The 14224-nt window shown below is 42.8% G+C and carries 14 protein-coding genes and 1 rRNA gene; 2 read left to right on the top strand and 13 right to left on the bottom strand.

What is annotated here, in order from left to right; all coding sequences use genetic code 11:
• From J5566_RS08500 to J5566_RS08485, 4 genes are all read right to left on the bottom strand, one after another.
• A 16S ribosomal RNA gene (locus J5566_RS08500) occupies positions 1–190 on the bottom strand; the annotation flags it as partial.
• 336 nt (positions 191–526) lie between these two features.
• A complete protein-coding gene (hpf, locus tag J5566_RS08495; protein WP_158455578.1) occupies positions 527–1066 on the bottom strand; it encodes a ribosome hibernation-promoting factor, HPF/YfiA family in 540 nt (179 codons plus the stop codon).
• A 74-nt stretch (positions 1067–1140) separates the two neighbouring features.
• The gene (locus J5566_RS08490; protein WP_208562930.1) at positions 1141–1806 is read right to left on the bottom strand and encodes a ComF family protein; all 666 of its coding nucleotides are present in this window, start codon (positions 1804–1806) and stop codon (positions 1141–1143) included.
• Positions 1784–3088 (bottom strand): DEAD/DEAH box helicase, encoded by a 1305-nt coding sequence (locus J5566_RS08485; protein WP_208562929.1) that lies wholly within the window; start codon positions 3086–3088, stop codon positions 1784–1786. Before J5566_RS08485 ends, J5566_RS08490 begins: the two co-directional genes overlap by 23 nt.
• A gap of 57 nt (positions 3089–3145) precedes the next feature.
• On the opposite strand from J5566_RS08485, the gene J5566_RS08480 reads away from it, so the two are divergent.
• Positions 3146–3778 carry a YigZ family protein gene (locus J5566_RS08480; protein WP_208562928.1) on the top strand — a complete coding sequence of 211 codons (633 nt, stop codon included), beginning with the start codon at positions 3146–3148 and terminating at the stop codon, positions 3776–3778.
• Between the two features lie 88 nt (positions 3779–3866).
• Positions 3867–4793: a cysteine synthase A gene (gene cysK, locus J5566_RS08475; RefSeq protein WP_208562927.1), complete on the top strand. Its 927-nt coding sequence runs from the start codon at positions 3867–3869 to the stop codon at positions 4791–4793.
• Positions 4794–4803: 10 nt separating this feature from the next.
• Here the strand turns inward: cysK and J5566_RS08470 are convergent, their stop codons facing one another.
• From J5566_RS08470 to fmt, 9 genes are all read right to left on the bottom strand, one after another.
• The gene (locus J5566_RS08470; RefSeq protein WP_208562926.1) at positions 4804–5169 is read right to left on the bottom strand and encodes a S1 RNA-binding domain-containing protein; all 366 of its coding nucleotides are present in this window, start codon (positions 5167–5169) and stop codon (positions 4804–4806) included.
• Between the two features lies 1 nt (position 5170).
• Positions 5171–6571 (bottom strand): bifunctional Cof-type HAD-IIB family hydrolase/peptidylprolyl isomerase, encoded by a 1401-nt coding sequence (locus tag J5566_RS08465; protein ID WP_208562925.1) that lies wholly within the window; start codon positions 6569–6571, stop codon positions 5171–5173.
• Positions 6572–6643: 72 nt separating this feature from the next.
• Positions 6644–7285, bottom strand: a complete 642-nt coding sequence (locus tag J5566_RS08460; RefSeq protein WP_158455590.1) for a response regulator transcription factor — start codon at positions 7283–7285, stop codon at positions 6644–6646.
• Positions 7272–8273 carry a sensor histidine kinase gene (locus tag J5566_RS08455; protein WP_432215593.1) on the bottom strand — a complete coding sequence of 334 codons (1002 nt, stop codon included), beginning with the start codon at positions 8271–8273 and terminating at the stop codon, positions 7272–7274. The genes J5566_RS08460 and J5566_RS08455 overlap by 14 nt, the downstream gene beginning before the upstream one ends.
• Positions 8273–8968 carry a cell wall-active antibiotics response protein LiaF gene (gene liaF, locus J5566_RS08450; RefSeq protein ID WP_208562923.1) on the bottom strand — a complete coding sequence of 232 codons (696 nt, stop codon included), beginning with the start codon at positions 8966–8968 and terminating at the stop codon, positions 8273–8275. The genes J5566_RS08455 and liaF overlap by 1 nt, the downstream gene beginning before the upstream one ends.
• A gap of 150 nt (positions 8969–9118) precedes the next feature.
• Positions 9119–11125 carry a Stk1 family PASTA domain-containing Ser/Thr kinase gene (gene pknB, locus J5566_RS08445; protein ID WP_208562922.1) on the bottom strand — a complete coding sequence of 669 codons (2007 nt, stop codon included), beginning with the start codon at positions 11123–11125 and terminating at the stop codon, positions 9119–9121.
• The gene (locus J5566_RS08440) at positions 11125–11862 is read right to left on the bottom strand and encodes a Stp1/IreP family PP2C-type Ser/Thr phosphatase (protein WP_208562921.1); all 738 of its coding nucleotides are present in this window, start codon (positions 11860–11862) and stop codon (positions 11125–11127) included. The genes pknB and J5566_RS08440 overlap by 1 nt, the downstream gene beginning before the upstream one ends.
• Positions 11863–11898: 36 nt before the next feature.
• Complete coding sequence (gene rsmB / locus J5566_RS08435) at positions 11899–13209, bottom strand: 16S rRNA (cytosine(967)-C(5))-methyltransferase RsmB (RefSeq protein WP_208562920.1); 1311 nt, start codon at positions 13207–13209, stop codon at positions 11899–11901.
• Positions 13199–14134 carry a methionyl-tRNA formyltransferase gene (gene fmt / locus J5566_RS08430; protein ID WP_208562919.1) on the bottom strand — a complete coding sequence of 312 codons (936 nt, stop codon included), beginning with the start codon at positions 14132–14134 and terminating at the stop codon, positions 13199–13201. Before fmt ends, rsmB begins: the two co-directional genes overlap by 11 nt.
• Between the last annotated feature and the right edge of the window lie 90 nt (positions 14135–14224).

Genomic DNA, 14224 nt, shown 5'->3' with positions numbered 1-14224 from the left:
GTTATGCGGTATTAGCTATCGTTTCCAATAGTTATCCCCCGCTATGAGGCAGGTTACCTACGCGTTACTCACCCGTTCGCGACTCATGATTAATGATGGAGCAAGCTCCGGTATCAATCATGCGTTCCACTTGCATGTATTAGGCACGCCGCCAGCGTTCGTCCTGAGCCAGGATCAAACTCTCATTAAAAGTTTTGATTCAAACTCAAGCTATTGCTAGCTTTCCGTTTTATTGTTTTGTTTTGTCATTGACGATTTATCCTTAGATAAATCACCCTGCACGTTTGGTTCGTCTTCTTTAATTTTCAAAGGTCTTGTGCGTTATCACTCTCTCACGACAACTATCTTAGTTTATCATTTCTTGTGAAGCTTGTCAACACTTTTTTGAAACTTTTTTTCGTTTCATTTCTATTAACGCCTTCAAGAGACAACTCATTTATTCTATCACCTGAACTGGCCATTGTCAAGAGTTTTTTTAATATTTTTCAGAAAAAATGAGACAGGTATGAAACCTGTCTCATCGACTTTATTTTACTTCAAGTAATCCTAGGTCGCCATCTTCCCTCTTATATAGAAGATTTGTTGTTCCGTCATTTGCATCTGTGTAGATAAAGAAGTCATGCCCAAGTAATTCTAACTGTAAGATTGCTTCTTCCAAATCCATTGGCTTCAAATCAATCTGCTTGGTACGTACTACTTTTACTTCTTCAACTTCTTGGTCTGTGAATTCGTCTGAGAAGACTTGGCTTGTTGAAATCTTTTGACGATGTTTGCGCTCAATTTTTGTCTTGTTGCGACGGATTTGGCGTTCAATCTTATCAACTACTAGGTCAATTGAGCCATACATTTCTTGAGATACGTCTTCTGCACGCAATGTAATGCTGCCTAATAGAATAGTAACTTCGACTTTAGCACGTTTGTCTCGGTATACTTTCAAATTGACTTTCGCATCTAGTTCTTGATCTTCATTGAAATATTTTTCAATTTTTGCGACTTTGTCTTCTACGTAGTCTTTCAAGGCATCTGTAACTTCAAGGTTTTCTCCACGAATACTATATTTAATCATATTGTACCTCTTTCTAGGCTATTGCCTTTGTTCACTATTATTATATCATATTATTCCAAAAATGCAAGCGTTTCCTAACGAGCGATTGAAAAACTTTTGACTGTTTTCGCTCCTGCTTTCAAAAGAATTTTCCTAGCGTGTTGAATGGTCTGGCCAGTTGTATAAATATCATCAATTAAAATAATCTTTTCAGCTGGTATTTTTTCTGATATTAAGCAAAATGGTTGTTGTGTTTTAAGTCTTTCCTTTCGGCTGAGACTGGATTGTTTGACAGTTTCTTTCTTCTCTAATAGGTTGTAATAGGTTAAACCAGCTTCCTCTAGCAGGGCCTCAACTTGATTAAATCCCCTTTCTTCAAGACTTTTTTGACTGAGGGGAATGGGGACTAGCTGCCAGTCCTTCCATTCCCTACCTATTTGTTTAAGTTCTGTAGAAAAAACTTTTCTTAAAGCATAATCACCAAAAAACTTATAGCGTGAAAAATAGCTGGCCATCGCTTGGTTATACTGAAATAGCGCCATATGATCTGCTGGCAAGCCTTGTTTTTGCCAGTACAAACAATTTTCGCATTCTTTTTCTTCGTTGTATTTGTAGCAACTTGGACAATGTTTCTGACCAATTTTCTCAAATTGCGCCATGCAGGTTGGACAAGTTCTTGCCTGGCTTTTTGCAAAGCTAAAGATATTTAGGAAACTTTCTTTTGTTGAAATAGACTGATCACAGAGAAGGCAGTTGACCATCTTTGGCCTCCTTATTCATTTCTTGAATTTCTTTGATTGCTAATTGGATGGCCCTAGTTATTCCATTATGAAAAAAGTACAGTAGTCCATCTGGCCTATTCATACTACGTCCAACCCTTCCTGAAATTTGGACGAGACTGGATTTTGTAAATATATGATGATGGGATTCTAATACAAAAACATCTACTCCTGGAAAGGTGACTCCTCTTTCTAAAATCGTAGTAGAGATAAGAATACTAATCTTTCCCTCTCGAAAGGCTTGGACTTGGTCTAGCCGGTCACTGGTTTGACTAGAAACACAGCCTACACTCCCTTTTCCAAACTCCATCTCAAGGATTTCCTGAACCTGTCGGCCTCTTTCAATCTCAGCAACAAACAATAGCAAAGGATATCCTGTCGCCTGTTGCTTCACAATAGCTTTCATCAGTTTAGATGGTAGACAAGCTTTTTTAATAGAAGATTCAAGGCCACTGAGCCAAATCGGTGTCGGGATAACCAAGGGATTTCCATGAAATCTTCTTGGTAAACTAAGCCTTTCCAGTTGCCCATTCCTGACCATCTTGTCAAGCCGATCTGTTGCAGTTGCCGTCAAAAATACTCTTACCCCGTTTTCTTTGAGCGCATTGTCAACCGCCTGGTAAAGAATGGGGTTATCTACATAGGGAAAGGCATCGACTTCATCGATTATCAATAAATCAAAAGCTTGGTAAAATTTTAGCAATTGATGTGTGGTAGCAATGACCAAAGGTGTCCGAAAATAGTCAGCTGAGTCTCCGTGCAGAAGGCTAATCGGACAAGTAAAGTCTTTTTGAAGTCGCTGAAAAAGTTCAATACAAACATCTACACGCGGACTGGCTAAACAAACTGCCCCACCCTGTTTCAAAACATTGTCGATGGTCTGGTATATCATCTCTGTCTTTCCTGCTCCTGTAACCGCATGTACCAGGCTTGGCCGTCCATTTTCAACTTGTTTTTGAAGGGCAGTTGAAATCTTTTCCTGCCAAGGGGACAATTGCCCTTGCCAGTTTAGGTAGGATTGTTCAGGAAATCTTTTTTGCGGAAAATAATACAAGGCTTGATCAGAACGTAGCCTCCCCAACAAGATGCAAGCTCTACAATAATAGGCTTGATTTGGCAATCGACCTATTTCTTCATAGTCTGTTCCACATCGCTGACATGTCTTTGGACTAGTAGTTTGCTCTAGTTTTCTTGCTAGGGCCATTTCTTCTCTTGTTAATTGATCTTGCGTAAACCATCTACCGTACTTGTTATCATCTCTCATACTTATTGATTCGTAAACCATCTTGTCAAGAGAGAAAAAAAATCGTACAATTTTTATATGAAAGAATTTAAGACTATCAAAGCCGACGGAATTGCCGAAGAGGAAATCAAAAAATCTCGCTTTATTTGTTTTATGAAACGGGTGACCAGCGAGGAAGAGGCACGCACCTTTATCAACGCGATCAAGAAAGAGCATTACAAGGCCAACCACAACTGCTCTGCTTTTATCCTTGGGGAAAATATGGAAATCAAACGGTCCTCGGATGACGGGGAGCCGTCTGGAACTGCTGGCGTTCCAATGCTGACCGTTTTAGAAAATCACCAGCTGACCAATGTGGTGGCGGTTGTGACCCGCTATTTCGGCGGTATCAAACTGGGTGCTGGAGGCCTTATTCGTGCATACGCTGGAGCTGTGGCAAAGGCAGTCAAAGAAATCGGGATGGTTGAAGTCAAGGAGCTGGAAGGGATTGCCATTGCTCTGACCTATGCCCAATACCAGGAATTTGCTAACTGGCGAGCGGAATGGCAACTAGAAGAGTTCGACACCCAATTTAATACAGGTGTAGACACCCTCATCTTCGTTGATAAACAAGCAGTTGAGCCTGTTCTTGCTAGCTTGACCGAATTTTATCATGGTAAAGTTACTGGTCAAGTAGCTGAGCCTAGGGTGGTTGAAATTCCGATTCATTAAAAAAAGCTATCAAAGTGATAGCTTTTTTATATTTTACATGAGCTAAATTTCTTCTTATAATAGAAGCAAATTCAAGTGGAGGTGCCCTATGGCCATTTACCAATCAATTACCCAATTAGTCGGAAACACCCCAATCATCAAACTCAACTCCCTAGTGCCTGAAGGTGCTGCTGAGGTCTATGTAAAGCTGGAAGCTTTCAACCCTGGCTCATCAGTTAAAGACCGCATCGCTTTAGCTATGATTGAAGATGCGGAAAAGACTGGGATCATCAAGCCTGGTGACACCATCGTGGAACCTACCAGCGGCAATACTGGTATCGGTTTAGCTTGGGTTGGGGCTGCCAAAGGCTACAAGGTAATCATCGTCATGCCTGAAACCATGAGTGTGGAACGCCGCAAAATCATCCAAGCCTACGGTGCGGAGTTGGTTCTTACACCAGGGAGCGAAGGGATGAAGGGAGCTATCGCGAAAGCAAAAGAAATTGCTGAAGAACAAAATGGCTGGGTGCCCTTCCAATTCGCTAATCCATCCAATCCAAAAGTTCACGAGGATACAACAGGGCAAGAAATTTTGAAAGACTTTGGTCCAACTGGCCTAGATGCTTTCGTTTCTGGTGTTGGTACTGGTGGAACTGTCTCTGGCATATCCCATGTTTTGAAGGCAGCAAATCCAAATATTGCAATCTACGCAGTTGAAGCGGATGAATCTGCCGTACTCTCTGGGGAAGCACCTGGACCACACAAAATACAAGGAATTTCAGCCGGCTTTATTCCGGAAACCTTAGACACAACCGCTTACGATGGCATCATTCGTGTCAAGTCTGACGATGCACTTGCAACAGGACGTGCAATCGGTGGCCAGGAAGGGTTCTTGGTAGGTATTTCTTCAGGTGCAGCCATCCATGCAGCAATTGAAGTCGCAAAAGAACTGGGTGCAGGCAAAAAAGTATTAGCTATTTTAGCCGATAACGGTGAGCGCTATCTTTCAACAGCACTCTATGATTTTGAAGCATAAAAAAAGAAGGTCACCCCTTCTTTTTTTCTTTTAAAAATGCAACTGATTCTTTGACCCAGCCAGGCAGGGCTTGCCCCAAGGGAGCAAAACCTGTCTTATGGCGGTCACTGGTGAACCGATGATGGCGTGGAATTTTCTGTTTTTCCTCTTCCAGGGTTCGGATGGAAAGACTTGCCTTACCCGTGTACTCATCTAAGTCCACTACCTGTACCAATACTTCTTGACCCAAGGAGACTTGTTCATAGATATTATCGACAAACCCAGTCTTAATTTCTGAAATGTGGATCAAGCCGCTTGTCCCATCTTCTAATTCGACAAAGGCACCATAGGGTTGAATGCCTGTCACCTTGCCTGCTATTTTGTCTCCGATTTTCATATTAGTCCTCGATTTCAACTCCAAGAATGACTACATCTTCCACTGGTTTATCCATCGAACCAGTTTCGACATTTGCAATTGCATCCAAAACCTCAAATGATTCTTGGTCAACAAGGTGGCCAAAAACAGTATGGCGTTGGTCCAAATGTGGTGTCCCGCCCTGTTCGGCATAGGCTGCTGCAATTTCCGCTGGCCAACCACCACGTTCCAATTCTTTTTTGGCGTATGGTGCTTTGTCAGCTTGTACAATAAAGAATTGGCTGCCGTTTGTATTTGGTCCAGCATTCGCCATTGATAAGGCTCCACGGAGGTTGTAGACTTCCATTGAAAATTCATCTTCAAATGATTCCCCATAGATGGACTCACCACCCATACCTGTTCCGGTTGGGTCACCTCCTTGAATCATGAAATCTTGAATGATACGGTGGAAGATGACGCCATCATAGTATCCATCCTTGGCAAGGGCTACAAAGTTCGCAACAGTCTTGGGCGCTTGTTCCGGGAAGAGCTGGATTCGCAAGTCACCATGATTGGTATGAATCGTCGCAACCGGTCCCTCTGCTGTTGCCAGATTTAATTGGGGATATGTTTTTTCTTTCTCAACCATTCCTAATTTCTCCAAGGCATCAAAGATGCCATCTTCTTCTACTTTTTTTGTAATATAATCTGCTTTTTTCTGCAATTCAGGATGCGAATCTCCCATTGCAATACTGATACCTGCATAATCAAAGACTTCCAAATCGTTTAGCCCATCACCGAAAACGAGGACATTTTCTGGTTTCAAACCCAATTTTTCAACAACAGCCGCAACCCCTGCCGCTTTTGAAGCTGAATGCAAGACGATATCAGATGAAATCTCATGCCAACGCACACTACGCAAACGGTCTTGTAGGTTCTCGGGCAATTGAACTTCCTTACCAGTTTGTTCAAAGGTAATCAGTTGATAGACATCCTCTTCCTTGTAAAAATCAGGGTCCGTTGGGAGATTTTCATAAATTGGATCAATGGCAGCGCTAATTCGCTGATCCCGTGTAGAAATGGCAGCTGACTCGCCACCCATCATACCGTAATCGACTCCTTGACATGCCATCCAATCCAAGGCTTCTTGAATCAGCTCTTTGGACATGACTGCCTTACGAAGAAAATTCCCCTTGGCATCTACAACGTAGGAACCGTTGATCATGGCAAAATAATCAGGTTCCAAGGCCTTGATTTCAGGAACCAGGCCGTAAATGGCACGACCAGAAGCAATTCCAGTCAGAATCCCCTTTTTCTTCAAAGAAGCAAACACCTGTCGAATCGACTCGGGCATGTAGCCTGTATCTTTGATGCGCAAGGTATCGTCAATATCGAAGAAAATAATTTTAATCTTTTTTGCTCTGTATTTTAATTTTGCATCCATCTGTTTCCGTCCTTCCAAGGGTCTATATTTGACCAAAAAATGGGAAAATTATCATATTTTCCCATTATACCACTATTCTGCATCTTGCGCTACTAGGCCATGTTGAAAGGCATAAACTACTGCTTGCGTCCGGTCACTAACTTCCAATTTGGAAAGAATATTGGAAACATGGGTTTTAACGGTTTTGAGGGAGATAAAAGATTCATCGGCTATGCGCTGATTATCGTAACCCTTGGCTAATAAAGAAAGAATTTCCCGTTCACGCGCTGTCAGATCATCATGGAGATTTGGGTGGCGTTTTTGATCTTCAACTTTCTTCTCTACTTCCGTTTCAATGGCAAATTGACCGTCTGCTACTTTTTCAATCGCCCGCAATATCTCATCCGCACTCGATGTTTTCAACATGTAGCCTCTTGCCCCAGCTTCTAGGACTGGATAGATCTTGGCGTTATCTAGGTAAGACGTCAGGATTACAATTTTGGCTTCCTTCCACTGAGAAAGAATCTCAAGCGTTGCTTCCACTCCCGTCATCTTGGGCATGACCAAATCCATCAAAATAACATCTGGACGAAGGCTCAGGGCTTTTTCCAGTCCTTCTTGTCCATCTTCAGCTTCTGCAATCACTTCTACATTGGCTTGCAGATTGAGATAACTTTTCAATCCCAGTCTAACCATCTGGTGGTCATCAACCAAGAGCACACTAATCTTCTTCATGTTCTTTTCCTTTCAATAAGGGAATACGGATATCAAGGGAAACACCTTTTTGAGGCGCTGTCCGTATTTTGATAGTTCCTGCCATATCTTCTACTCGTTCCTGAATATTTTTCAGCCCATAGCTGACCTCTTCTTCTTGCTCTACCTGCATTCCGATGCCATCGTCTGTAATTTTCAGTTGTAGCTCTGCTTCCTTCTGAATGAGAAACACATCCAAATGCTGGGCCTTGGCATGACGAAGGGCGTTGCTGATAATTTCTTGGGCAATTCGGAAGAGATGGTCTTCAATCGCCTTGGGTAATTGGTCCACCTGGTGCTGAAAATGGACTTGAATAGAACTCTTATCTTCAACTTCGCGTAAAATCAATTCAAATCCGTCAACCAGATTACGACCGTCCAACTCACTTGGACGTAAATGGAGAAGCAAGATGCGCAAATCTTTCTGAGCTGATTCCAACATTTCCTTGACTGAGACTAATTGGGTCTGCAGAGTTGCTGCATCTATACTGGTCAGATTTCCTGCAATCCCTGATAGTATCATAGAGCTTGCGAACAATTCCTGACTGACTGTATCATGTAATTCTCGGGCAATCCGTTTACGTTCCCCTTCAACAATCTCCTCTCGTTTCACCAAATCCAAATTATCAACTAGCTGTACTTGACGGGTCAACATGCGGACTTTTTCAGACAAGGCTACTAATTCTTCCTCTTCTTCCGCCTGTGAAAAAACGGGTTTGTTTTGCAAAATCAACTTCATTTTTTGGCGCATGGAGCGGGTTGCAAGCAAGACCGAAGATTGAACAAAAATCCAAAGAAATATTGACAGGACGATGATGAGGATGACAATGGTGAAAACAAGTTGATCTGTTTCAACCCAAAAAGTGACATCCATGAGAGGGTGTTCTAGAAGGGGGAAAATAGCTGCCAATACAACAAGAACCAAGAGGATAGCATACCAAACGTAGAGGAGGAGACGACCTGCTTTCATCATACGCTTACCACCTCCACATCACCCAAAATCGAATTGACAACGATTTTTATCCGCTTATGCGATTGCAAATAATTGGGACTGGATAAGGAAACATTTTCATTTCGCAAATCTAGCTGAGGTTGTCCCATAAATCGAACACTGCCATAGATACTGGATGCCGACAGGGAAACTTCCACATCGATTGGTACGATAATCTTGGTTTTTCCAAATGTTTTGCGAACAACAAAAATGTTGTCTCGCCCTGTCAAGACAGTTTCATCCAGGTCTATCACATCATTTCCAAAGAGTCGGATCATATTAATATCTTTGTATCCGAATTGATCATAGTGATGGTCTTGGTTTCCAAACCAGAGATTTTTATCCCGTTTGACTGCCAAAGCCGTATCTTCAAAAACCAAATGGGTGTATTGGTTTTGCTTTTGGTAACGAGAGAAAAAATTGAAAAAAATGTAAACAATAAGTAGAATAATCCCTAAAATAAAGAAGGGGTTGAGCAAAAAAACCAAAAAAATCAAGTAAATCCCTGTTAAGAGGAGGATATTTCCTTGCCGACGCCCCAAAAGATACCACAAGCCCAAGATAACAAATGCCATAAAAAGCAAACTGCGGGCTTGTTGGCTAGCCAATACGTCAAAAAAGGCTAGGGTAAAGATGATCGATTCTACCAATAGAAAAAATTGAACTTTGCGCATAGTTTTCCCTTTCCTTCTTATTGTACCAAAAACCGACTGAATGTCATCCATCCTAAGATGGAATTGGTGAATGTTAAAGCTTGGTGTTGCCATTCGAAGGGATAGCCTATATAAAAAGTGAGGCTGGGCTTACCCAACCTCATGTATATTTTATTGGCTACTTGAAGTAGATGTCGAACTTGAACTATTTGTGGGAGTTGTTGTTCCAGTAGAGCTTGTTGATGAACTACTTGACGAAGCAACCGTGACATAGAGCGTCACAGTTCCAGTGATGGATTCTCCTGCTCCTGGAGATTGTCCGACAACCAAATCTCCTGTCGTAGAAGTATAGGCATTGTCAGCAAATTTTTCAATAGTTGTAACATCAACTCCCAGGGCTTGCAGTTGTCTTCTGGCCTCCGCATAGCTAACTTGCAACACCCCAAAGTCTGGCATTACTGCTGCTTGACCTTTCGATATAACTAAGTTAACGGATGTACCTTTTTCCAGGGTCGTTGTTGCAACCGGATCTGAGCTAATCACATATCCAGATTCAACTTGATCGTTAAACTCTTCTGTCGTCGTTCCGACAATCAAACCTGCTGATTTGAGCAATTGGGTCGCTTCTGATAGCGATTTTCCTGTCACATCTGGAACTTCGACTGGTTCTACTCCTTTAGAAACAGTCACAGTAACTGTTGCTCCTTTTTGTTGAGAGGTATTGGCATCAGGACTGGTTTTAATAACCTTACCTGCCGAAACAGTATCACTGTAGTCTTCTTCCAAGACAACTTCAAAACCGAGGTTCTCTAGTTCGGCCTGGGCAGTCTCTGAATCTTTTCCGACCAAATCCGGAATGTTAATTGCCTCTTCAACCGCCACAACAATATCAACTGTCGATCCTTCTCTCTTTGAGCTATTGGCAGCTGGATTGGTCCGAATTACAGAGCCTTCTGGTACTTCAGTTGAGGCCTCACTAGTTACATTTCCAACTAAGAGACCTGCTGTTTCAATTTTTTCTTTCGCAACTTCCAAAGTCTGACCTGTAACATCTGGAACTTGGACTGTTGCAGGTGTATTATAGAGGATGGCAATTAAACCAGCCATCATCAAAAAAATGGAACCAAGCAAGACCTTGTAACGGGTACGCATACCCCTCCGCTTTTTCTGCGTCTTTGGAAGTGGAGCAGGTTTCGGCTTGCTTTTGGCTGCAACTTTTTCCTTCTTAGCTTCTTGTTTAGCCTGTTTTTTACTCAACTTCGTTGCTTCTGGATTGACTTGAGCTAGTTTAGGAAGGGTTTTTGTATCAACTTTGTTGTCATCCAAAATCACTTTAGCTTCATTTCGGCGTTCATAAGAAAGGGCCGAAGCCAAGTCTGCATACATCTCTGCCACGGACTTGTAGCGGTCAGATAGTTTTTTCGCAGTTGCTTTCATCACAACATTTTCTAAGGCCTGTGGTACGGCTGGATTTTCTTCCCGAACCGACGGCAATGGCTTTTGGAAATGCTGGAGGGCAATCGTAACCGCACTATCTCCATCGTAAGGAATCCGACCAGTCAACATCTCAAAGAGGATAATCCCCATGGCATAGATGTCACTTTGAACGGTTGCTTTCGAACCCCGAGCCTGTTCTGGAGAGAGGTAGTGAACTGAGCCTAACATGGAGTTGGTCTGGGTCAAGCTAGTTTCCGCAAAGGCAACTGCAATCCCAAAATCCGTCACCTTTGCGGTTCCCTCTTCGGTCAACAAGACATTTTGGGGTTTCAAGTCACGATGGACAATCCCACGGGTATGCGCCATACGCATAGCAAGCAGAATCTGGCCCATAATTCGAACTGCATCATCATTAGACAAAGGAGCAAAATCCTTGATGTACTTTTTCAAATCCAGTCCATTGACATATTCCATTGCTAGATATTGTTGCCCATCTTCTTCGCCGATGTCAGTAATGCGGACAATATTGGGATGATCCAGTTCAGCCATAGAACGCGCTTCCCGCTGGAAACGTTGGATAGCAATTTGATCTGTCTGGTAGTTGGTGCGAAGAACTTTTACAGCTACTTCTTCTCCGTCCAGGATCAAATCACGTGCCATATAGACATCTGCCATTCCTCCTCGGCCAATCTGCTTGACAATACGATACCGCCCAGCATAGATTTTACCAATTTGAATCATTACCAACTACCCTCCGTAATCTGAAGAAGAGCTACGGTGATATTGTCTAAACCTCCTGCATTATTTGCAAAACGAATCAGGGTTTCTGCCTTGCTATCTAATGAAACGTCGCTAAGTACAATGTCTCGAATATCTTCTGTTGAAACCATATTGGTCAAGCCGTCACTATTAATGACAACATAGTCACCAATTTCCAAGGTTTTGAGGCCAATATCTGGCTCTATTGGTTCTTGTTGGCCAATCGATTGGGTCACAAAGTTTTTCTGAGGATGGCGTTGCGCCTCTTCCTCAGTAATCTGACCAGCACGTACCAAGGCACCTACAAGAGAATGGTCATTTGTCAGGCGTTGGTACTCTTCTCCACGGACAAGACCAATACGTGAATCGCCAATATGGGCATAAATCATCTGATTTTCAATGACAACTACCGCTTCTAAGGTAGTACCCATTCCTTTGTATTCTTCTTGTAAACCCAACTGATGGATTTTCTGGTTTTCCTCTTCCAAAACTTGGACAAACCATTCTCTCACATCATTTAAGTGATTGATATGGGAATCGACCCAGAGAGTTCCAAGGTCTGTAACCGTCATTTCGCTGGCAATATGCCCAGCGCGGTGACCGCCCATTCCATCTGCAAGGAGGATCAAGTCAACTCCAGCTCGGTTAGTATAACGGTTGACGTAATCTTGGTTGTTGGATCTTTTTTGACCAACATCTGTTAACAAACTAATCTTCATATATCTTTTCTGCTGTAGTACAGCAACCTCCTCGTATTAGGATATTCTTTTCACTTGACCGATGAAAAAGCCATCTGTCAAAAATTGTTCAGGGGTTATCAAGAGGCATCCGTCCACCATCAATTCCTTTTGAGAATGATGAAGCGGTACCTGCTCAAAATTAGGATGAGCCTCTAAAAATGCTCGAAGCACTTCCTGGTTTTCCTTGGCTATAATAGTACAGGTGCTATAGGTCATTATACCACCTTTTTTAAGACTTTGGCAAACGCTATCCAGAATCTGCAACTGAACTGCTTGTAGGGATGCAAAATCTTGCGTTTCTTTATTATAACGGATATCTGGTTTCCGACGAATCAAACCAATACCAGAACAAGGCGCATCAACTAGGATTTTGTCGAAGCGATCTGGACCGAATGTCTCAGCAACTTGCATGGCATCAAGCTTTTGCGTGCTGACACGGTCAGCAAGACCAAGTCGCTGAGCATTTTCTTCAATCAACCTTAATTTATGGTCATATAGGTCCAAGGCTGTCACTCGGCCACTGGTTAGATAAGAAGCCATATGACAGGTTTTTCCACCAGGTGCTGCACAAGCATCTAGGACCTGCTCTTCTCCTTGTAAATCAAGTGTCGGTGCAACCAGCTGACTGGATTCATCTTGGATGGTCAATAATCCTTGTTTAAAATAATCTGTCCCCGCAAAATGTCCATGGTCCTTGACCAGGCCGACTGGTGAAATCGCAGATGGTTTTGCATCCAAGGAAACTTGTAGGGTTTCAAAACAACTGGAATCCGTCACACGGACGCTGGCCTTATTGCGAACAAGTAAGCTGGCAAATATGGCCTCCGCGCGTTCTTCGCCATACTCTTCGATCAATCTCGTCACCAGCCATACAGGCAGGGAATAGAGGACTGAATAGCGCTTGTTCTTACGCTTGATGGTCTCAGGATTTGGTAAATCCGTAGCCAGAATTTTTCGCAAGAGCGCATTGACAAACTTATCCGTTCCCTTGCCTCTTTTGGCTAACTCGACGGCTTCGTTGACGACTGCATGGTTAGGAATTTTGTCCAAAAAACACAATTGGTAAAGGCTCAGCATGAGTAGATAATAAACCCAGCTATCCAACTTTTCTCTATCTTCGATAAAATGTGCCAAGTACCATTCGAGGGTAATTTTTCGAGACAAACTTCCGTAAACCAGCTCTGTTACCAGCCCCTTGTCCTTGTCTGATAACTCAGCTTGAGATAGAGCTTGCTGAAGGGCAATATTGGAGTAGGCTCCCTTATCAAAGACTTCTACCAAAACCGATAAGGCAAGGCTTCTAGCCGACACTTTCTTACTCACCAAAACGATCTCCTACTGCTAGATCACGCCCTGCACCATTGAGAAAATCTGCAATGGTCATTTTAGGCTTGCCTGCGGGTTGGACAGTCAAGAGCGACAGAGCTCCCTGACCAGTTGCAACAATCAACTCCTTTTTGCTGCGGCTGATAACCTGACCTGCAGGCCCTTCACCTTCCACAGCGACTGCTTCTTGGATTTTGAAACGCTCACCCTTCCAGTAAGTATGAGCAACCGGCCATGGATACATGCCACGAACTTGGTTGAAGAGCTGACGAGCTGATTTATTCCAATCCAATTTTTCTTCTTCTGGGCTGATATTGGGCGAAAATGTAACCTGACTAGGATCCTGTGCAACTGGCTTCAAATCCCCAGCCAGATAGGTTGGCAAACTTGAGAGCAATAAGTCACGACCCACTACTGCTAACTTCTCAAAGAGAGTGCCGACATTGTCGTTTTCTTCAATGGCAATGCTGTCTGCCGCAATCAAATCACCTGCATCCATTTCCTTGACCATTTCCATAATGGTGACACCTGCTCGTTCATCACCATTTATAAGCGCGTAATGAATCGGTGCACCGCCGCGATATTTAGGTAAGAGTGAGGCATGAACGTTGACTGCAAAATCAACTGAATGGAGCAATCTTGTAGGCAAGAACTGTCCAAAAGCAGCTGTGACAATGCCATCCGCTCCCAGATTCATAATCGCTTCCAGTTCTGAACTACCAGATAATTTCTCCGGTTGATAAACTGGTAAATCATGGGCTAATGCCACCTCTTTCACAGGGGTCATTTGAATTACTTTTTTTCGACCAACCGCACGATCTGGCTGAGTCACCACAGCTAACACCTCATAGTAACTATCAGCTAAAATTCCTTTCAATACGGTAGCAGCAAAAGCTGGCGTTCCCATAAAAATAATTTTTGTCATTCTATTCATTCTCCTCTTACTATCCTTTAATTATACCATTTTTGCTTATTTTTTCCTTAATCCAAGCCCTGTTCACGATAAAAAGAGGCT

The organism is Streptococcus suis (genome assembly GCF_017601095.1).
Lineage (GTDB): Bacteria > Bacillota > Bacilli > Lactobacillales > Streptococcaceae > Streptococcus > Streptococcus suis_Z.
Note: the sequence above shows the minus strand (reverse complement) of the source record. Positions and strands in the feature narration are given on the sequence as shown.